Raw genomic sequence first — 20,270 nt, forward strand, 5'->3', positions numbered from 1 at the left:
AATGGCAGGATGGCATGCGGGCTGCGTTGCTGTCGGCCGCGGTGGCGCGACGGATCGTTGCGTCGTGCGTGCCTCAGCGGCGCTCATCGCGGCGCGAGGCGAGGCGGTCGGCCAGCCGCGTCGGTTCCGGCAGGCGGTAGCCGGCCAGGCAGGCCAGCACCAGCGGCAGGCAGGCCTCCACCGAGACGCGGTGGCCGGGCGAGATGAACAGCGGATTGCAGCGCGGCTTGCTGCGCAGCACCCAGCCGACCTGCCGGCCACGGTGGCGCAGCGGCGAATGGTCGCCGCGCTGCGGGCCGGGTTCGTCGTAGTCGCCGACCAGCCGGCTCTTGCCGACGCCGATGCTGGGCAAACCGGTCAGCACGCCCAGGTGCGCGGCGATGCCCAGCCCGCGCGGGTGGGCGATGCCGTGCCCGTCCACCAGCACCAGTTGCGGTTGTTCCGGCAGTTGCCGCAGCGCCTGCAGCACCGCCGGCAGCTCGCGGAAGCTGAGCAGGCCGGGGATGTAGGGCAGGGCGGTGGGCAACCGCGCGAGCGTCGATTCGCGCGGCTGCAGGCTGGGGCCATCGACCAGCACCGCCACCGAACGGGTGGTGCGGCCCTCGTCCTCGAAACCGCTGTCGACCCTGGCCACGCGTTGCGGCAGGCCGGGCAGGTGGTCGTGCAGGTCCACCTGCGCCGCCAGTTCGGTCTGCATGCGGCGCAGCTCGGCCAGGGGGGCGGGGGCGACATCGGCGGCGGGATGGAAGCGCATGCGCGCAGCCTGCCACTTTTGCCGCGGCCATGCCGTGCAGGCGGGGCGCCGGCACGATGCGGCTACAATCGGCCGGTTGCCTTCCCCCCACGACCGGAGACCCCCGCAGTGACCCGCAAACTAGTGCTGTTGCGCCACGGCCAGAGCCAGTGGAACCTCGATAACCGCTTCACCGGCTGGGTGGACGTGGAACTGACCGCGCAGGGCCGCGCCGAGGCCGCCGCCGCCGGCCGGCTGATGAAGGAGGAGGGGCTGCAGTTCGACGTCGCCCACACCTCGGTGCTCAAGCGCGCCATCCACACCCTGCAGGGCGCGCTGGCCGAGCTGGACCAGGACTGGCTGCCGGTCAGCAAGAGCTGGCGCCTGAACGAGCGCCACTACGGCGGCCTGCAGGGGCTGGACAAGGCCGAGACCGCGGCGAAGCACGGCGAGGAGCAGGTCAAGGTGTGGCGCCGTTCCTACGACATCCCGCCGCCGCCGATGGACCTGGAAGACCCCGGCCACCCCAGCCACGACCGCCGCTACGCCGGGCTGGACCGCAACGCGCTGCCGGCCACCGAGTCGCTGGCGACCACGCTCGAACGCGTGCTGCCGTACTGGTTCGACGCCATCGCCCCGCAGCTGAAGGACGGCAAGACCGTGCTGGTCACCGCCCACGGCAACTCGCTGCGCGCGCTGTACAAGTACCTCAACGGCGTGAGCCGGGAAGAGATCCTCGAACTGAACATCCCCACCGGCATTCCGCTGCTGTTCGAGCTGAACGACGACCTGAGCGTGCAGTCGTTCCGCTACCTGGGCGACCCGGAAGCGGCGAAGCGGGCGGCCGAGGCCGTGGCCAACCAGGGCAAGGCGAAGTAACCCCGCCGCCCCGTGGCAGCCCCGACACCCGGCCCCGGCCGGGTGTTTTCGTTTGCGGGGCAGGGGAGGCAGGAGCTGGTGCAGCGGTGAACAGTGATGTGAACTTTCTTGAAAATCGAGAATGATTCGCATCTAATAACGCATCTCAATCAACCGGCATGCCACCCCGGCACGCCGCACCGGCAACCGAAAAGGCCACTCCCCGCATGTCCCCGAACCGCTCCCTCCGCGCGCAACCCGCGTCCGTCGCTGCTTTCCGTCCGTTGACCACCGGTACCCTCGCGCTGGCCATCGGCATCGCCCTGGCCGGCCTGCCGCTGTTGGCAGCGGCCGATGCCGTGTCCGGCGACGCCAGCGCCACCGACCTGGACGCGGTGCTGGTCGTGGCCCACCGCGCCGAGCGCGTCAGCAGCGGCGCCACCAACCTCGACCTGGCGATCAAGGACACCCCGCAGTCGATCAGCGTGGTCAGCAGCGAGCAGATGCGGCAGTTCGGCGCCGACAGCGTCAACGAAGCGCTGAAGCTGGCCACCGGCATCCAGGTGGACGAGTGGGAAACCAACCGCACCAGCTACAGCGCACGCGGCTTCGACATCCTCAACACCCAGATCGATGGCGTCGGCCTGCCCAACGGCTGGGGCATCGCCACCGGCGCCACCGATACCTTCGGCTACGAGAAGGTGGAAGTGATCCGCGGTGCCAACGGCCTGCTCACCGGCGTCGGCAATGCCGCCGGCACCATCAACTACGTGCGCAAGCGCCCGACCAACGAGCGCCAGGGTTCGCTGGGCGTCAGCTACGGCTCGTGGGGCACCACCCGCGCCGAAGTCGATTACTCGACCCCGTTCACCGCCGACGGCAGCTGGGCCGGGCGCGTGGTGGCCGCGCACGAGGACGGCGACTCCTGGCTGCGCGCCAACGAGAACACCCGCAACCACTTCTACGGCGTGGTCGACGGCCAGATCGGCGAGAACGGCACCCTGACCCTCGGTTATTCGTATCAGCGGGCCAAGTCCGACGGCATCATGTGGGGCGCGCTGGCGTTCATGAACAGCGACGGCACCCAGCGTGAGTGGCCGACCAGCGCCTCGACCACGCAGGACTGGACCTACTGGAACACCACCACCCACAACGCCTTCGCCGAATACACCCACCGGCTCGGCGCGGACTGGCAGCTGAAGGCCTCGTACAACTACCGCCGCGCCACCGGCGACGAGAAGATGTTCTACGCCTACCTGCCGGACCCGGATTTCGACGGCATCTCGATCGGCCTCGACCCGGCCACCGGCCTGGGCTTGGTCGGCTACCCGTGGGGCGGCAGCGACAAGGCCACCACCCACCTCGGCGCGGTGACGCTCAACGGCCACTTCCAGCTGTTCGGCCGCGACCAGGAAGCCATGCTGGGCGTGAGTCTGGCCCGCAGCGAATCGAACAGCTGGGAGCGGAGCGCGGACTTCTCCTCGCCGGCCTGGGGTGCGCTGCCGGCGTTCCCGTATGCCCCCGATGCGCTTCCCGAGCCGGACTGGAGCGATTCGGCGCAGTATTCGATGCTGAACCAGCACCTGAAGCGTGCCTACGGCGCCACCCGGATCGCGCTGAGCGACCGCCTGAAGGCCGTCGTCGGCGCCAACTATGCCCAGTACCGCCGCGACGGCTGGTCCTACGACCTCACCTTCGACCAGACCACCAGCCACACCAGCCCCTACGGCGGCCTGACCTTCGACTTCAACGAGCACGTGCTCGGCTACGTCAGCTACTCGGACATCTACCAGCCGCAGGACCAGGTGGACGCCAACGACCGCTACCTCGACGCCAGCAAGGGCGTGAACTACGAGGCCGGCATCAAGGCCGACTGGCTGGACCAGCGCCTGCTGACCACGCTGGCGGTGTTCAAGGCCGACCAGGACGGGCTGGCCACGCCGACCGGCCAGTACAACCAGTACGGCCAGTCGATCTACGCCCCGGTGGACGTGCGCTCCAAGGGCGTCGAGCTGGAGGCGGTCGGCAAGCTGGGCGACAACCTCGACCTGGTACTCGGCTACACCGCGCTGAAGCTGGACGGCCTCAACGGCAGCGACACCTATTCGTGGGTGCCGCGGCGCACCGCCAACCTGCTGCTCAGCGGCCGCCTGCCCGCTTGCGAGGCGCTGTCGCTGGGCGTCGGCGGGCGCTGGCAGAGCGTGATCTCCAACGTGGAGTCCAGCGGCTACCGCGTGCGCCAGGACAGCTACGCGGTGCTCAACGCGTTCGCCGCCTGGGACTTCCTGCCCAACGCCACGCTGCAGCTCAACGCCAACAACATCACCGGCGAGAAGTACATCAACACCCTGCGCTACAGCGGCTATTACGGCGCCCCGCGCAACTACACGCTGAGCCTGAACTGGCGGTTCTGACGGATCGCGGAGCCGAACGATGGCCAATACCTCTTCCCGTCCGCCGCGCGTGTCCCTGCTGGCCGCCGGCCTGCTGCTCGCCGCCCATGCCCACGCGCAGGACGGCGGCACGACGCCGAAGGACGACGTCACCGAGCTGGACCGCGTCGTCGTCACCGCCAACCAGCTGGGCACGGTGACCGAAGGCAGCGGCACCTATACGCCGGGGACCATCGCCACCGCGACGCGGCTGGTGCTGACCCCGCGCGAGACGCCGCAGTCCATCAGCGTGGTCACCCGCCAGGAGATCGAGGACTTCAACCTCAACTCGATCGACAGCGTGATGGCGCACGTCCCCGGCCTGTCCATCGTCACCTACGATAGCGAGCGCACCGAGTACTACGCGCGCGGCTTCCCGATCAACAACTTCCAGTACGACGGCATCCCGATGAAGCGCGATTCGTCGTACTCGTCGGGCAACACGCTGGCGGACATGGCGATCTACGACCGCGTGGAAGTGCTGAAGGGCGCGGCCGGCCTGCTCGCCGGTTCCGGCGACCCGGGCGCGGTCATCAACCTGGTGCGCAAGAAGCCCATGCGGCAGTTCCAGGGCCACGCGACGCTGGGCGCGGGTTCGTGGCAGGAACGGCGCGCGGAGTTCGACGTCGGCGGGCCGCTCAATGCCGACGGCAGCGTGCGCGCCCGCGCGGTCGCCGCATGGGACGACCGCGAATCCAGCCTCGACCGCTGGAAGCGCAGGAGCACGGTGTTCTACGGCATCCTCGAAGCCGATCTGCCCGACGGCACCCTGCTGACCGTGGGCGCCGACGCGCAGGACAACGACCCGCGCAACTCCACCTGGGGCGGCATCCCGCTGTTCAACGCCGACGGCGGGTTCAACGCCATGCCGCGCGCGTTCAACAACGGCGCGACGTGGAGCCGCTGGGAGCAGTACACCCGCACCGCGTTCGCGACGCTGGAACACGGCTTCGACAACGAATGGGTGGCCAAGCTGCAGCTCAACCACCAGATCAACGGCTACGACGCGCTGCTCGGCGCGTCGGCCTCCGGCTTCCCGGACCCGGCCGATGGCGAGGGCGTCGCGCTGTGGATCGGGCAATACGTCGGCGAGACCACCACCGACGCGCTGGACCTCTACGCCAGCGGGCCGTTCCAGCTGGGTGGGCGCCGGCACGAGCTGGTGGTCGGTGGCAGCCTGTCGCGGCGGCGCTGGGTGGGCAACGACTGGTGGGACGCGCCGGGTTACGAGCTCGCGGTCCATGATTACTACCACTGGCGCGGCGACATCCCGCTGCCGGCCTGGAACGCCACGCCCGACGGGCATTCGGACGAAACCACGCGCGAGAACGGCCTCTATGCCGCGGTGCGCTGGAACCCGGCCGACACGCTCAAGTTCATCACCGGCGCGCGCCTTGCCCGCTACCGGCACCCGGTGGTGAGCGAATCGGGCATCGTCCTGCCCTACGTGGGCATGGTGTGGGATGTCGCGGCGACGCAGTCGCTGTACGCCAGCTACACCAGCATCTACAGCCCGCAGCTGTGGGCGCAGGATGCGCAGGGCAAGCCACTGGAGCCGCTGGACGGCATGAACTACGAGCTGGGCTGGAAGGGCGCCTTCGCCGACGGCCGGCTCAACGCCAGCGCGGCGTATTTCCAGCTCGACCAGGACAACTACCCGGTGCCGACCGGCGAGCTCACGCCCAGCGGCAGCGACGCCTACCGCGGCGAGCAGGGCTACCGCACCAGGGGCTGGGAGCTGGAGGCCTCCGGCCAGATCACCCCGCGCTGGAACGTGCACGCCGGCTACGTGCACAAGACGACCCGCCAGCAGGGCAGCAAGGTGCAGACGGAGTCGCCGGAAAACCAGCTGACGCTCTATACCTCGTACAGGCTCGGCGACTTCACCTTCGGCGGCGGCGCACGTTGGCAGGACAAGACCTGGGGCGACGCCTACCACCCGAGCGGCGAATACGTCACGCATACCATCGGCAGCTACTGGCTGCTCGATGCGAGCGCGAGCTGGCGGTTCAGCGACCACCTCTCGGCCGCGCTCTCGGTGAACAACCTGCTCGACGAGAAGTACTACACCGTCTTCAGCTGGTACAGCACCTACACCTGGGGCGAACCGCGGCGCGTGAGCGCCAGCGTGACGTACCGGTTCTGAGCGACGGCGGGGCCATCCGATGATCCGCGCCTTCCCGCTGGAAAACCCGGCCATCCCGGCCGGCGCCGGCAACGACCTGCTCCGGTACCATCCGGTGGCCGCCCGCGTCGCCGCCACAACGCGCCGCGCAACCACGCGCCCAGCCTGACCCGGCGGTTCCCGACGACCGCCCCCATCCGCACAGACACCAGCCCTACGCCATGTCCCACAGCCCCGCCATCGCCCGTCCCACCCGCTTCCCGCGCCTGCATTTCGCCGCGCGGGTAGCCGCCGCCGTGTTCGGTGGCTACGCCTTCACCTGGGGCTTCATCGCCGCCGCGATGGCCCTGCTGTTCAAGGCCGGGATGGAGTTCCACGACGCCGAGTTCCTCGCCAGCGCGGTGGGCCTGCTGGTGTTCCTGGTGCTGTTCCTGAATGTCGTTGCCAGCCGTCGCCGGCTGGCGCTGGTCTGGCTGGCGCTGGCCGGCGGTGGCGCGGCGCTGGCCGCGGTCGCTTCGCTGGTGCAGGCCAGCGTGGCCTGAGCGACATGCAGCAGGGAGAATCCATCGTGTTCCATAGTTTCCGCCAGGTCATGGCCTGGTTGCATACGTGGTTCGGCCTGGTGCTGGGCTTCGTGTTGATGGCGGCGTTCTTCTTCGGCGCGCTGTCGGTGTTCGACCGCGAGATCGACCGCTGGTCGATCCCGGCCAGCCGCTTCGAGCCGCAGCCAATGCCGTCGTTCGAGAAGGTGCTGCGGCCGGCGTTCGAGCGCATGCAGCCGCTGCCGGCGGTGGTGGACGCGATGCGCCCGCGGGTGGACGGGCCGATGCCCGGGCATTTCGACACCGTGGCCTACTGGAGCGCCTACACCACCCACCGCGACCCGGTGCTGGCGCTGTATGCCGGTTACCAGATACCGGGCGCGAAGGACCCGGAAGACCTGGTCTGGGGCGAGGCCACCATCGACCCGCGCGACGGCCGGGTGCTGCCCGACGACCAGCTCAAGATCGGCAGCGGCTTCTTCTACCCGCTGCACTACAGCCTGACCCTGGACTGGAAGAACCTCGGTTTCTGGATCGTCGGCTTCTCGGCGCTGATGATGCTGGTCGCGCTGGTCAGCGGCGTGGTCATGCACCGCAAGCTGTTCCGCGAGCTGTTCACCTTCCGCCCCGGCAAGGCGCGGCTGCGCAGCGTGCTGGACCTGCACAACCTCACCGGCGTGGTGGCGCTGCCGTTCCACTTCTTCTTCGCCTTCACCGGGCTGGTGATCTTCGCCAGCACCTATTACTTCCCGATCGGCCACACCCAGCTGCACGACCTGCACGAGCTGCACGAAAAGCACGAGGCGCAGGAACTGGGCCTGCCGCACGGCCGCGCCGGGGTGCCGGCCGGGCTGGCCAACGTCGATGCGATGGTGGCCGAGGCGCAGCGGCGCTGGGAGGCGCGTGGCATGGCCGGCGACGTCGGGTTCCTGGTGCTGCAGCACGTCGGCGACGCCAATGGCTACGTCAGCATCTACCGCGCCGGCACCGACCGCATCGCGCTGGTCGGGCAGGGCATCCACTTCAAGGCGTCCACCGGCCAGTTGCTGCGCGAGGACCCGCCGGCCACCGCGGTCGGCCGCATCAGCGAATTCCTCACCGGCCTGCACCTGCAGCATTTCCGCCATTGGCTGCTGCGCTGGTTGTACGTGTTCGGCGGGTTGGCCGGCTGCGTCTGCATCGCCACCGGCTTCGTGTTCTTCGTCGAGAAGCGCAAGCGCCAGCACGCCAAACAGGGCAGCCAGGGCGTGCGTGTGGTCGATGCGCTGGCCGTGGCCACGGTGACCAGCATGGTCGTGGCCACGCTGGGCCTGCTGGTCGCCAACCGGCTGCTGCCCGAGGCGCTGCCGATGCGCGGGGATTGGGAGCGGTACGCATTCTGGGGTTGCTGGCTGCTGGCGTTGCTGCACGCGGCCTGGCGCAGCGCGCCGGTCGCCCGTGGCCTGCCCAACCCGGCCTGGCGCGAGCAGGCGTGGGCGATTGCGGTGCTGGCGCCGCTGGCGGTGCTGCTGAACTGGGTCACCACCGGCGACCACCTGCTGCGCACGCTGGCCGCCGGCTACTGGCCGGTGGCCGGGCTGGACCTGGCGCTGCTGGCCGTGGCCGTGATCGCCGCCGCCAGCGCCCACCGGCTGGGCCGTCGTGCCGAGGCGCGCGCCCACGACCTCGCCCGCGAGCAGCAGGAGGCCGCCCATGCATGACCCGGCATCCGCCGGCTGGCTGCTGGCTGCTGCGCTGGCCGCCTGCCTTGCCGGCATGGGCTGGCTGGCGCTGGGCATGGACGTGCATGCGCGTCAGGCCTGGGGCCGCGGCTTGTCGCCGGTCGAAACCCGCAGCCTGCGTGGACTGGGCTGGCTGGCGCTGGCGGCGGGATTGGGCCTGTGCCTGCGGGTGGACCACCCGAGCATGGCGGCGCTGGTCTGGGTGATGGCGCTGGCGGGCTCGGCGCTGGCGGTGGCCTTCGTTCTGGCCTGGCAGGCACGTTGGCTGGGCGTGCTGGCGCCGTGGGTGCGGCGCCAATGATGGCGGCACTGCTCCCGTAGGAGCGACGTCAGTCGCGACCGGGCTTTACCGGGGATGCCCCATCGCGACTGACGTCGCTCCTACAGGTTCCCGCATGCGGATCAGCGGTCGCAATTGGCCGGATCGGCCTTGCAGGCCTGGTTGATCCGGTTGTCGCGCCGGGCCGCATCCTTGCCCAGGGTGTAGCCGGCCACCATCTGCAACATGACCACGGCCAGCACGAGGCTCACGATCCACAGGATGATCCGCGCGCGTTCGGCCGCGGTCATCCCGTTGGCGGCCGGTGCCGGCAGCGGCGGCACCCCATCCGCTTCCAGCAGGTGCCCGGGCTCGACCCCGAATGCCGACGCCACCGCCATCCGCGACTCGTGCGAAGCCCGGCCGTCGCTTTCCAGCCGCTGCACGGTGCGCGGGCTCAGGCCGGCCACGGCGGCCAGATGCTCCTGCGACCAGCCGCGCGCCTCGCGCAATGCCTTGACCCGGTGGGCGTCTATCTTCATCGGTTCGTTGTTCACTGACGGTGGCTCCGGACGATGCTAATGGAGCCCGGAAACTGCCGCGACCGCGGGCGCAGCGCCACGACAGCAATCCGCCAGTTTCGCGCCATGCCTTGCCATGCAATGGTTTGCATGGCTGCCCGCGTTCGGCGGCCATCCGGCTGGCGTATGCTGCGGCCGGGCTTTCCATCCAACGCACAGGGGGACCGCATGAACAGCTCCGAGGATCGCCGCCATTTCTGGCGCGTACCCTTCCACTCCGCCGCGAGCGTGGTCGCCGCCGATGGGGTTACCCATGCGGGGCGCCTGCACGATCTCTCGCTGAAGGGCGCCCTGTTCGAGGTCATCGACGCCTGGCCCGGCGCGGCGGGCGGGCAATGCCGCTTGCAGGTCGAATTGTCCGAAGACACACCGATCCACATGCAGGCCACGGTGATGCACGTGGAAGGGCGCAACATCGGCCTGCGCTGCGATGAAATCGACCTCGACAGCATCACCGCGCTGCGCCGGGTGATCGAGCTCAACGCCGCCGATCCGGCGCTGCTGGAACGCGAGCTCGGCGCGCTGGTGCAGGGCGGCTGATTTTTGCCCCTCTCCCTTCGGGCACCTGCATTCGGTACATCCTTGTGCCTCACCTTTGGGCGGCTTCGCCGTGCAGGTTGGCAATCCTGCCAACCTGTCTCCCGAAGGGAGAAGGGAAGCATGAGGAATCCAGCAGGCCATGACCTTTGGCCCATCGGCAGGCGGTAGCCATCGCCTAGGCTCGGGGATTGGCCGCGCAACCAGCGCGGCATTCCTGCAAGGCCGGAGAACCGCATGACCCTTTCCAAGCTCGCCCCGCTGTCCCTGACCGTCGCCATCGCCGCCTCGCTGGCGGCCTGCGGCAAGACCGAGGCGCCCGTGGCGGCCGTGGCGGCCGACACCGCCAAGCCGGCGTTCGACATGGCGCAGATCAAGACACCGTCGGTGGCGTTCAACGTCGCCGACCTGGACCCGACGGCTTCGGCCTGCGCCGACCTCAACGGTTTCGTCAACGGCACGTGGCTCAAGGCCAACCCGGTGCCGGGCGACCAGACCACCTGGGGCAGCTTCGAGATCCTGCGCGAGCGCTCGCTGGAAGTGCAGCACGCGCTGGTCGAGCAGGCCGCCACGGCCGACGCCAAGGCCGGCACGGTGGAAGCGCAGATCGGCGACATCTGGAAGACCGGTTCGGACGAGGCCGCGATCGAGGCCGCCGGCATCGCCCCGCTGCAGCCGGAACTGGAGAAGATCGCCGCGCTGGGCGACAGCGCCGCCATCGCCGGTTACCTGCGCGATGCCTACGCGCAGGGGCAGGGCTTCCTGTTCTCGCTGTATGCCAGCCCGGACTTCAAGGATTCGGGCAACGTCATCGCCTACGTCGGCCAGGGCGGGCTGGGCCTGCCGGAGAAGGGCTATTACTTCGACGAATCGCAGGCGAATATCCGCGACGCCTACGTGGCCTACATCGAGCAGTTGCTGGCCCTGTCCGGCGTCGACGCCGCGCAGGCGAAGGAGCAGGCCAGGGCGGTGATGGACTTCGAAACCCGCCTGGCCAAGGCCTCGCTGTCGCGCATCGAGCTGCGCGACCCGGCCAAGCGCTACAACCCGGTCAGCGCGCTCGACGCCGACAAGCTCACCCCGAACTTCAGCTGGACCGCGCTGTTCGACACCCTGAAGGTGCCGGCCAAGGACAAGTTCTCGCTGGCGCAGCCGGGCTTCTTCGGCGAGCTGGACAAGATGCTGGCCGACGTGCCGGCCGCCACCTGGCAGGCCTACCTGCGCTTCCACACGGTGGACAACGCCGCGCCGTATTTGAGCAAGGGCTTCGAGCAGGCCAACTTCGACTTCTACAGCAAGACCCTGCGCGGCCAGCAGGAAATGCAGCCGCGCTGGAAGCGGGTGCTGGAGTCGGTGAACGGCGCGATGGGCGAGGCGCTGGGCCAGCTGTACGTGGAAGCGGTGTTCCCGGCCGAATCCAAGGTCGAGATGCAACACCTGGTGGAGAACCTTTCCGCGGCGTTGAAGACGCGGCTGGAGAACCTGCCGTGGATGGGCGAGGAGACGAAGAAGAAGGCGCTGGAGAAGTGGGCCAGCTTCACCCCGAAGATCGGCTACCCGGACAAGTGGCGCGACTGGTCGGGACTGACCACCAGCGGCGACAGCTACCTGGGCAACATGCGCGCCGCGCGTGCATTCAACTACCGCTACATGCTCGACAAGATCGGCAAGCCGGTGGACAGGACCGAGTGGGGCATGACCCCGCAGACGGTGAATGCCTACTACAACGCGACCAAGAACGAGATCGTGTTCCCGGCCGCGATCCTGCAACCTCCGTTCTTCGACGCCAAGGCCGATCCGGCGCTGAACTACGGCGGCATCGGTGCGGTGATCGGCCACGAGATGATGCACGGCTACGACGACTCGGGCAGCCAGTTCGCCGCCAACGGCAACTTCGACAACTGGTGGACCGACGCCGACCGCAGCGCCTTCAACAGCCGCACCGACAAGCTGGTGGCGCAGTTCGACGGCTACGAGTCGCTGCCGGGCGTCAACGTGAAGGGCAAGCTGACGCTGGGCGAGAACATCGGCGACCTCGGCGGCCTGACCGTGGCCTTTGATGCATTGCAGATGGCGCTGAAGGAGGACCCGTCGAAGAACGTGGCCATCGACGGCTACAGCCAGGACCAGCGCTTCTTCATGAACTGGGCCACGGTGTGGCGCCGCAACTTCACCGAGGGCGAGCTGCGCGTGCGCCTGAACACCGACCCGCACGCCCCGGCCAACTTCCGCGCCAACGGCGCGCCGTCGAACATGCCCGCGTTCGCCGCCGCGTTCGAGTGCAAGGCCGGCGATGCGATGGTGCGCGGCGACGACACGCGCGTGGTGATCTGGTGATCGCCATCGTGTGAGTTGTAAACAGGAAGGCCCGGCAATGCCGGGCCTTTCACGTTTTGGGTGGTGTGCTGGTTGGTGGTTTTGCAGGCATGGCGCATGGAAGCAGTTCAGCACGAAGCTTCGATTTCGAAGCCCCTCTCCCTTCGGGAGAGGGGTTGGGGTGAGGGGCGAACGAAGTCCGGATGGTTCGACCATCACTGATTCCGTTCGCCCCTCATCCGCCCTTCGGGCACCTTCTCCCGAGGGGAGAAGGGGAATCAACTGCCGCCCGGCCGCAAGGTCAACAACATCGCCCGCGCGGCGTTGAAGCGGTCCTCGGGCAACGGCAGCGGGTGCTTGATGCGCAGCTTGTCCGGGCCGTCCATCTGGTAAAGCTTCGGCTGCTTCTGGATCAGCTGGATCACCGCCATCGGGTCGATGTCCGGCTTGCTTTCGAACACGATGCGGCCGCCGTTCTCGCCCAGCTCCAGCTTGCGGATGCCCAGCGCGTTGGCCTGCAGCTTCAGCTCGGCGATGGCGAACAGGTATTTGGTCGCATCCGGCAGCAGGCCGAAGCGGTCGATCATCTCCACCTGCAGCTCGCGCAGGGCCTCGCCATCGCGCGCGCTGGAAATGCGCTTGTACAGCGTCAGCCGCGTGTGCACGTCGGGCAGGTAGTCCTCGGGGATCAGCGACGGCACGTGCAGCTGGATTTCGGCGCCGCGTGCTTCCTCGCCGGCGTCCACGTCCGGCAGCTTGCCGGCCTTGATCGAGCGCACCGCGCGTTCCAGCAGCTCGGTGTAGAGGCTGAAGCCGACCTCGGCCATCTGCCCGCTCTGGTCCTCGCCGAGCAGTTCGCCGGCGCCGCGGATTTCCAGATCGTGCGTGGCCAGGGTGAAGCCGGCGCCGAGTTCGTCCATCGAGGCGATGGCGTCCAATCGCTTCTGCGCGTCGGGGGTGATCGCACGCTTGTCCGGCACCAGCAGGTAGGCGTAGGCGCGGTGGTGCGAGCGGCCGACGCGGCCGCGCAGCTGGTGCAGCTGGGCCAGACCGAAGCGATCGGCGCGGTTGATGACGATGGTGTTGGCGTTGGGGATGTCGATGCCCGATTCGATGATGGTGCTGGCCAGCAGCACGTTGAAGCGCTGCTTCTGGAAATCCAGCATCACCTTTTCCAGCTCGCGCTCGGGCATCTGCCCGTGGGCCATGCCGATGCGCGCCTCGGGCACCAGCTCGGACAACTCGCGCTGCATGCGGCCCATGCTTTCCACGTCGTTGTGCAGGAAATACAGCTGGCCGCCGCGCGACAGCTCGCGCTGGAACGCCTCGCGCAACTGCGCGTTGTCCCACTGGGTGACGAAGGTCTGCACCGCCAGGCGGTTCGGCGGCGGGGTTGCAATGATCGACAGGTCGCGCAGCCCGGCCATCGCCATGTTCAGCGTGCGCGGGATCGGCGTGGCGGTGAGCGTGAGCAGGTGCACGTTGGCGCGCATCGCCTTCAGCGCTTCCTTCTGGCGTACGCCGAAACGCTGTTCTTCATCGACGATGACCAGCCCGAGGTCCTTGAACTTCACGTCCGGCTGCAACAGCCGGTGGGTGCCGACGATCACGTCGATGGTACCCTCGGCGACCTTGTCCAGTTCGGCCTTGATCTCCTTGGCGGACTTGAAGCGCGACAGCACCTCCACCTTCAACGGGTAATCGGCGAAGCGGTCGCGGAAGTTGCGGTAGTGCTGCTCGGCCAGCAGCGTGGTCGGCACCAGCACCGCCACCTGCTTGCCACCGCTGGCGGCGGCGAAGGCGGCGCGCACGGCCACCTCGGTCTTGCCGAAGCCGACGTCGCCGCAGACCACGCGGTCCATCGGCTGGCTGGATTGCAGGTCGCGCAGGGTGGCTTCGATCGCGGCCAGCTGGTCCGGCGTTTCCTCGAACGGGAAACCGGCCGCGAACGGTTCGTACATGGCGCGGTCGATGTCCAGCGCCAGCCCGGCGCGGGCCTGCCGCCGCGCCTGGATTTCCAGCAGCTCGGCGGCGACGTCGCGCACCTTCTCGGCGGCCTTGCGCTTGGCCCTGGCCCACTGCTCGCCGCCCAGCGAATGCAGCGGCGCGGTTTCCGGCGAGGCGCCGGAGTAGCGGCTGATCAGGTGCAGCTGCGCGACCGGCACGTACAGGCGGTCGCCCTTGGCGTATTCGATCTCGAGGAACTCGCCGGGCATGCCGCCCACGTCCATCGCGATCAAGCCGCGGTAGCGGCCGACGCCGTGGTCCTCGTGGACGATGGGCGAACCTTCGCTCAGCTCGCCGAGGTCGCGGATGATCGCTTCCGGCTCGCGTCCCGCACGGCGTGTCCTGCGCGGCTGGCCGGCACGCTCGGGGAACAGCTGGCGCTCGGTGAGCACCGCCAGCGGAGGTTCGGCCAGCGCGAAGCCGTCGTCGAGCGGGGCGACGGTGATGGCGAACTTCGGCGCATCGTCGGCGAGGAAGGCGGGCAGGCTGGCGACCACCGGCGGGCGCAGTTCGGCGGCCTGCAATACCTCCAGCAGGGCTTCGCGGCGGCCCGGCGAATCGGCGGCGACCAGCACCCGGCCGGGGTAGTGGTCGAGGAAGGATTTCAGCGCCTGCCCGGCCGGGGCGTCCTTGGCGGCCACCGGCAACGGCGGCAGCGGCTGGTCGCCCAGCGCCTGCGCCTCGGCGATGCGCGGGTGGTCGGCCGGCCAAACTTCCACGCGCGGCTGCTTGTTGAACTGCTCGCGCAGGCTGTCCGGCGACTGGTAGATCTCGTCCGGCGGCAGCAGCGGCCGCTCGATGTCGTGGCGGCGCTGCTCGTAGCGGCCGCAGGTCTGCTCCCAGAACGCATCGGCGGCGTCGCCGACGCCGGGGGCCACTACCGTCAGGAAGCCTTCGGGCAGGTAGTCGAACAGCGTCGCGGTGCCTTGATGCGAGTCCCTCGCAGAAGCCCGCACATCCTTGTGCGGGGATTCAAAAAACAGCGGCAGGAAATACTCGATGCCCGAAGGCAGCACGCCGGCCTTCAGGTCCTGGTAGAGCGGGCTGCGCCGGGTATCGACGTCGAAGCGCTCGCGCAGCGTGGCCAGCACCTTCGACAGGCTGGCCTCGTCCATCGGCACTTCGCGGCCGGGCAGCATCTTCACCGCCTCGACCCTGTCCAGCGAACGCTGCGATTCGGGGTCGAATGCGCGGATCGAGTCGATGTCCTCGTCCAGCAGCTCGATGCGCAGCGGCGCGTCCGCGCCCATCGGGTAGACGTCGAGCAGGCCGCCGCGCACGGCGAAGTCGCCCGGGTCCATCACCTGCGGCACGTTGCGGTAGCCGGCGCTTTCCAGCCGGCGTTTCTCCGCGTCCATGTCCAGCCGCTGGCCGACCTTCAGGTCGAAGCTGCCGCCGACGATGTAGCTCAATGGTGCGAGGCGTTGCAGCAGGGTCTGCACCGGCACCACCACGATGCCGCGCGCCAGCGAGGGCAGGCGGTGCAGCGCGCTCAGGCGCTGGCTGATGATGTCCGGGTGCGGGCTGAACTGGTCGTAGGGCAGGGTTTCCCAGTCGGGGAACGGCACTACCGGCAGCGCGGCGGCATCAAGGCCGAGCAGGGTCTGCAGGTCGGCGACGGCCTGGTGCGCGCCGTGGTTGTCGCGCGTGACCAGCAGCAGCGGCTTGCCGTGCGCCTGCGCGGCGCGGGCCACGTGCCAGGCCAGTGCGCTGGTCGAAGCGGGGGCGCGCCACCAGGCGCGGAGCTGGCCCGCACGGGGCAGCGGCGGAACGGGGTAGGGGACGTGATGCGGCATGAGGCCGCCGATTTTACCGCAGCGCCGGCCTTGGGCCGGCACCCCGCGATCCGGCGTCACCGTAGGTCGGGGCTACGCCCCCGACGCTTGATGTCCGGATACCCCGAGCGTCGGGGGCGTAGCCCCGACCTACGGCAATGATCGGCAATGGGTCATGTCCCCGGCCGCCATCAGCTACCCAGTTCCAGCACCATCCGCACCAGCCCCGGCGTGCCGGCCGGGTGCGGCACCTGCCGGAAGCCCAGCGACGCGGCCAGTTGCAGCATCGGCTCGTTGTCCTGCGCGATATCGCCGTACATGCGGTCCAGGTACTTGCCGCGCGCCCACTTCACCAGCTTGCGCATCAGCTGCCGGCCCAAGCCCTGGCCGACCAGGAAACGGCTGACCAGGATGGCGTATTCGGCATCGCGGGTGCCGGGGATGATCGAGGCGCGCGCCACCGCGCCGACCACGGCCTCGCCCGGCGGCAGCGGTTCGGCGACGACCAGCGCGATTTCGGTTTTCGGGTTCGGGTGGGTCAGGCGCTGGGCGGTCTCGTCCGACAACACGTCCACCGCCTGCAGGAAGCGGTCACGGACTTCTTCCGGCCCGAACAGCGCGAAGGCGCCTTGCAGCGGCGCGCCGTCTTCGGGGCGGATGGGGCGGATCAGCAGTTCCCGGCCACTGGGAGCCTTGAAGTTTTCATGCCACGGGGGCATGCGGTTGCGGGTAGCCATGCTGTGGTTCCTCCGGAGTCCACCGATTCTTGCATCTGTGGTGCGAAATTCCGTGAACGTGGTTCAACCGTGGCGGGGGCGCCGGCAGGGGGCTCAGTCGCCGGCCTTGAGCCATTCCAGCCGGGTCGAGGCGCCCTTTTCGCCCAGGTGTTGTTTCAGCACCGGCATGGCCGGCGCCAGTACCCGGTCGAACTGCCACGGTGCGTTCAGCAGCAGCATGCCGCTGCCATTCAGGCGCAGCGGCGAGTCGTCCGGGCGCACCAGCAGTTCGGCCAGCAGCGCGGACTTGATCGGCAATGCGGCCGCCTTGCGGAAGAAGTGCAGGATGCTGCGGCGCTGCTTGATCGGGAACCATACCGCGCAGGTGGCCTGCGGCCAGCGCGACAGGGTTTCGGCCAGTGCGGCGAGGATGCGCTGGTATTCGGCGTCCTGCGCCTCGTAGGGCGGGTCGATCAGCACCAGCCCGCGGCCGATCTTGTCGCCGTTGGCCTTGGGCGGCAGCAGCGAGCGCAGCAGGGCATAGCCATCGCCCGGGTGCACGCCGACGCGGCCATCATGGGCGAACAGGGCCTTGAGCGCGGCGGCTTCCTCTTCCTGCAGTTCACAGGCGGCCATGCGGTCCTGCGGGCGCAGCGCCTGCGCGGCCAGCAGGGGCGAGCCGGGGTAGCAGATCATGCTGCCGACCGGGTTGTCGGCCTGCACCGCCTTGAGGTAGCGCTCGACCACCGGTGGCAGTTGCGGCTGCGCCATCAGCCGCATCACGCCGTCCTCGATTTCCAGCGTCTTGCGGCTTTCCTCGCTGGCCAGCAGGTAGCGGCCGCGCCCGGCGTGGGTGTCGAGCACGAAGAACGGGGTTTCCTTGCGCTTGAAGGCGTCGATCAGCGCCAGCAGGACGATGTGCTTGAGCACGTCGGCGTGGTTGCCGGCATGGAAGGCGTGGCGGTAATTCATGCGCGGAGTGTACGGGCGCGGCGGCGGGCCGGCTATGCTGGCGGCATGTCCGAACCCGCCGCCCGCGTGCTCGTCGTCGAGGACGAGGCCGCCATCGCCGATACCGTGCTGTACGCGCTGCGCAGCGAGGGCTACGCCGCCGAGCATCGCGCGCTGGGGCGGCCGGCGCTGGAACGGTTGCGCGAAGGCGGCGTCGACGTGGTGGTGCTGGACGTGGGCCTGCCGGACCTGGGCGGCTTCGAGGTCTGCCGGCAGCTGCGTACCTTCAGCCAGGTGCCGGTGATCTTCCTCACCGCGCGCAACGACGAGTTCGACCGGGTGCTGGGGCTGGAGCTGGGGGCGGACGACTACGTGGGCAAGCCGTTCTCGCCGCGCGAGCTGGTGGCGCGGGTGCGGGCGCGGCTGCGGCGGCCGGCGCCGGTGGGCGCGGGCGATGCGGGATGGGTGCGGCAGGGGGCGTTCGCGATCGACCGCGAGGGGCGGCGGGTGCGTTACCGCGATTCGCCGCTGGACCTGACGCGCTACGAATATGCCTTGCTGGCGGCGTTGTTGCAGCGGCCGGGGGCGATCCTGAGCCGGGCGCAGTTGATGGAGCGCGGGTGGGACCATGCCAGCGACAGCGCCGACCGGACCGTGGATACGCACGTCAAGACGTTGCGGGCGAAGTTGCGGGCGGCCGGGGCGGTAGGGGACCCGATCCGGACGCATCGCGGGTTGGGGTATGCGTTGGATGTCTAGGACTCCAGCAATCCTGATGCGCGCGCGCGGGGAGCATTTTAAGCCCCTCTCCCGCCGGGAGAGGGGTTGGGGTGAGGGGCGATGGAGTCCAGATGCTTGGTCGATAGGTAAAGCGAGAGCTTTCGCTCCCGCTACGCGTGAGCGAGCTACTTTGACCAGCCATTCGGCTGTTGAAAAAGCGCCTCTTTGCTCGTGCAAAGAAAAGGTAGCCAAAAGAAAGCACGCCCTGCCTCCGCGCCCAACGCGCTACGCGCGTTGGGTCCACTCCGCCGCCGGGATTTTTCGACACGACATCCCTGTCGTGTCGAAAAACGACGTGCATCCATGCACGTCGCCCCTTGCGGGGTCTTGTCCGTCGGCTCCGTCGCTGCGGAAGGGAACCCAGAAAAGCGGAAGCAACGGCAAAATCACGAGCAACAGCAACAGCAACAGCAACAGCAACAGCAACAGCGCTGGTCATGCGGGGTGGATATGCGCCTCGGCCTGAAACTCTTCCTCGGTTTCTTCCTGATCGTCGGCATCGCCGCGTTCTTCGTGATGCGGGTGTTCGTCGGCGAGGTGAAGCCCGGCGTGCGCCAGGCGATGGAGTCCACGCTGGTCGACGCGGCCAACGTGCTGGCGGTGATGGCCGCGCCCGACCTGAAGGCCGGGCGCATGGCCGATGGTGATTTCGCCGCGCAGCTGGCCGCCGCGCAGCGGCGCGATCCCGGGGCGATGGTGTGGCGCTTTCCCAAGCGCAGCATCGATTACCGGGTCACCGTGACCGATGCGCGCGGCATCGTGGTGTACGACTCGCGCGGGCAGGACGTGGGCCGCGACAACTCGCGCTGGAACGACGTCTACCGCACCCTGCGCGGCCAGTACGGTGCGCGCTCCAGCCCCGAGGTGCCCGGCGATGAAACCCGCACGGTGATGCACGTGGCCGCGCCGGTGCGCGACCCGGGCGATGGTCGGACCCTGATCGGGGTGCTTACCCTGGCGCAGCCCAACGACAGCATCGCCCCGTTCATCGCCGCCAGCCAGCGCGCCATCGTCGCGCGCGGGGCATGGCTGATCGGCCTGTCGGCACTGATTGGGTTGCTGATGACGTGGTGGCTGGCGCGCGGCATCGGCGGCTTGAGCCGCTATGCCAGGGCGGTCAGCGCCGGCGAGCCGGTGCCGCCGCCGAAGCCGCGCCGCGACGAGATCGGCGAGCTCGGGCAGGCGCTGGAAACCATGCGCCGCAAGCTGCAGGGCAAGGCCTACGTCGAGCAGTACGTGCAGTCGCTGACGCACGAGATGAAGAGCCCGCTGGCGGCGATCCGCGGCGCCGCCGAGCTGCTGCAGGAACCGCTGCCCGAAGCCGAGCGGCAGCGTTTCGCCGCCAACATCGCGCAGCAGGAACGGCGCCTGACCGAAACCATCGACCAGTTGCTGCGGCTGGCCGAGGTGGAGCAGCACGGCTGGCTGCAGCACCGCGCGGCGCTGGACCTGTGCGTGCTGTGCCGGCAACTGGCCGAGGAGGCCGGGCCGCGCCTGCAGGCGGCGCGGCTGCGGCTGGAGTGCGGACTGCCCGGGCGGGCGCCGGTGCAGGGCGATGCGTTCCTGCTGCGGCAGGCGCTGGGCAACCTGCTGGACAACGCCATCGCGTTCTCGCCGGCCGGCGCGACCATCCTGCTGCGGGTGTGGCGGCAGGACGCGGGCTGGGAGGTGACGCTGGCCGATGCGGGCCCGGGCGTGCCGGACTACGCGCTGGAGCGGGTGTTCGAGCGCTTCTATTCGCTGGCGCGCCCAAACAGCGGCCAGCGCAGTTCCGGGCTGGGGCTGCCGTTCGTGGCCGAGGTGGCGCGCCTGCATGGCGGGCGGGCGTGGTTGCGCAACCGCGCCGCGGGCGGCGCGGAGGCGAGTCTGTGGTTACCAACGACGTAGGTGCCGGGCTTGCCCGGCACGGGGCTTCACCGGGAAAGCTTCATGCGGGG

At 69.3% G+C, this 20,270-nt stretch carries 15 protein-coding genes; 10 read left to right on the forward strand and 5 right to left on the reverse strand.

All coding sequences use genetic code 11. The features are described from left to right. Positions 1 to 73: 73 nt before the first annotated feature. A complete protein-coding gene (gene nfi / locus ABB34_RS11765) occupies positions 74 to 754 on the reverse strand; it encodes a deoxyribonuclease V (RefSeq protein ID WP_057641522.1) in 681 nt (226 codons plus the stop codon). A gap of 108 nt (positions 755 to 862) precedes the next feature. Here nfi and gpmA point away from each other — a divergent pair, with 108 nt between their 5' ends. The 6 genes from gpmA to ABB34_RS11795 all read left to right on the forward strand — a co-directional run bounded on the left by gpmA (position 863) and on the right by ABB34_RS11795 (position 8,712). Further along, complete coding sequence (gene gpmA / locus ABB34_RS11770; RefSeq protein ID WP_057641523.1) at positions 863 to 1,612, forward strand: 2,3-diphosphoglycerate-dependent phosphoglycerate mutase; 750 nt, start codon at positions 863 to 865, stop codon at positions 1,610 to 1,612. A gap of 263 nt (positions 1,613 to 1,875) precedes the next feature. Beyond that, positions 1,876 to 4,005 carry a TonB-dependent siderophore receptor gene (locus ABB34_RS11775; RefSeq protein ID WP_057641524.1) on the forward strand — a complete coding sequence of 710 codons (2,130 nt, stop codon included), beginning with the start codon at positions 1,876 to 1,878 and terminating at the stop codon, positions 4,003 to 4,005. Between the two features lie 19 nt (positions 4,006 to 4,024). Next, a complete protein-coding gene (locus ABB34_RS11780; RefSeq protein WP_083490178.1) occupies positions 4,025 to 6,169 on the forward strand; it encodes a TonB-dependent siderophore receptor in 2,145 nt (714 codons plus the stop codon). Positions 6,170 to 6,369: 200 nt separating this feature from the next. Further along, positions 6,370 to 6,690 carry a hypothetical protein gene (locus tag ABB34_RS11785; RefSeq protein ID WP_057641526.1) on the forward strand — a complete coding sequence of 107 codons (321 nt, stop codon included), beginning with the start codon at positions 6,370 to 6,372 and terminating at the stop codon, positions 6,688 to 6,690. A gap of 26 nt (positions 6,691 to 6,716) precedes the next feature. Further along, complete coding sequence (locus tag ABB34_RS11790) at positions 6,717 to 8,390, forward strand: PepSY-associated TM helix domain-containing protein (protein ID WP_057641564.1); 1,674 nt, start codon at positions 6,717 to 6,719, stop codon at positions 8,388 to 8,390. Beyond that, positions 8,383 to 8,712, forward strand: a complete 330-nt coding sequence (locus ABB34_RS11795) for a DUF3325 domain-containing protein (RefSeq protein WP_057641527.1) — start codon at positions 8,383 to 8,385, stop codon at positions 8,710 to 8,712. The genes ABB34_RS11790 and ABB34_RS11795 overlap by 8 nt, the downstream gene beginning before the upstream one ends. Positions 8,713 to 8,813: 101 nt before the next feature. Here the strand turns inward: ABB34_RS11795 and ABB34_RS15270 are convergent, their stop codons facing one another. Next, positions 8,814 to 9,227 (reverse strand): helix-turn-helix domain-containing protein, encoded by a 414-nt coding sequence (locus ABB34_RS15270; protein ID WP_057641528.1) that lies wholly within the window; start codon positions 9,225 to 9,227, stop codon positions 8,814 to 8,816. A 192-nt stretch (positions 9,228 to 9,419) separates the two neighbouring features. On the opposite strand from ABB34_RS15270, the gene ABB34_RS11805 reads away from it, so the two are divergent. Together ABB34_RS11805 and ABB34_RS11810 are read left to right on the forward strand one after the other, a co-directional pair. Continuing rightward, a complete protein-coding gene (locus ABB34_RS11805; protein WP_057641529.1) occupies positions 9,420 to 9,791 on the forward strand; it encodes a PilZ domain-containing protein in 372 nt (123 codons plus the stop codon). Positions 9,792 to 10,025: 234 nt separating this feature from the next. Next, positions 10,026 to 12,125, forward strand: coding sequence for a M13 family metallopeptidase (locus ABB34_RS11810; protein WP_057641530.1), 2,100 nt, complete (start codon positions 10,026 to 10,028; stop codon positions 12,123 to 12,125). Positions 12,126 to 12,382: 257 nt separating this feature from the next. Here ABB34_RS11810 and mfd read toward each other — a convergent pair whose 3' ends face one another. The 3 genes from mfd to ABB34_RS11825 all read right to left on the reverse strand — a co-directional run bounded on the left by mfd (position 12,383) and on the right by ABB34_RS11825 (position 17,574). Then, complete coding sequence (mfd, locus tag ABB34_RS11815) at positions 12,383 to 15,907, reverse strand: transcription-repair coupling factor (protein ID WP_057641531.1); 3,525 nt, start codon at positions 15,905 to 15,907, stop codon at positions 12,383 to 12,385. 170 nt (positions 15,908 to 16,077) lie between these two features. Continuing rightward, positions 16,078 to 16,623: a GNAT family N-acetyltransferase gene (locus ABB34_RS11820; RefSeq protein ID WP_057641532.1), complete on the reverse strand. Its 546-nt coding sequence runs from the start codon at positions 16,621 to 16,623 to the stop codon at positions 16,078 to 16,080. 93 nt (positions 16,624 to 16,716) lie between these two features. Next, positions 16,717 to 17,574: a 23S rRNA (adenine(2030)-N(6))-methyltransferase RlmJ gene (locus ABB34_RS11825; RefSeq protein WP_057641533.1), complete on the reverse strand. Its 858-nt coding sequence runs from the start codon at positions 17,572 to 17,574 to the stop codon at positions 16,717 to 16,719. A 45-nt stretch (positions 17,575 to 17,619) separates the two neighbouring features. On the opposite strand from ABB34_RS11825, the gene creB reads away from it, so the two are divergent. Together creB and creC are read left to right on the forward strand one after the other, a co-directional pair. Next, complete coding sequence (creB, locus tag ABB34_RS11830; protein ID WP_057641534.1) at positions 17,620 to 18,312, forward strand: two-component system response regulator CreB; 693 nt, start codon at positions 17,620 to 17,622, stop codon at positions 18,310 to 18,312. Positions 18,313 to 18,783: 471 nt separating this feature from the next. Next, the gene (gene creC, locus ABB34_RS11840) at positions 18,784 to 20,220 is read left to right on the forward strand and encodes a two-component system sensor histidine kinase CreC (protein WP_057641536.1); all 1,437 of its coding nucleotides are present in this window, start codon (positions 18,784 to 18,786) and stop codon (positions 20,218 to 20,220) included. Positions 20,221 to 20,270: the final 50 nt, after the last annotated feature.

This window comes from Stenotrophomonas daejeonensis, assembly GCF_001431505.1.
GTDB lineage: Bacteria > Pseudomonadota > Gammaproteobacteria > Xanthomonadales > Xanthomonadaceae > Stenotrophomonas > Stenotrophomonas daejeonensis.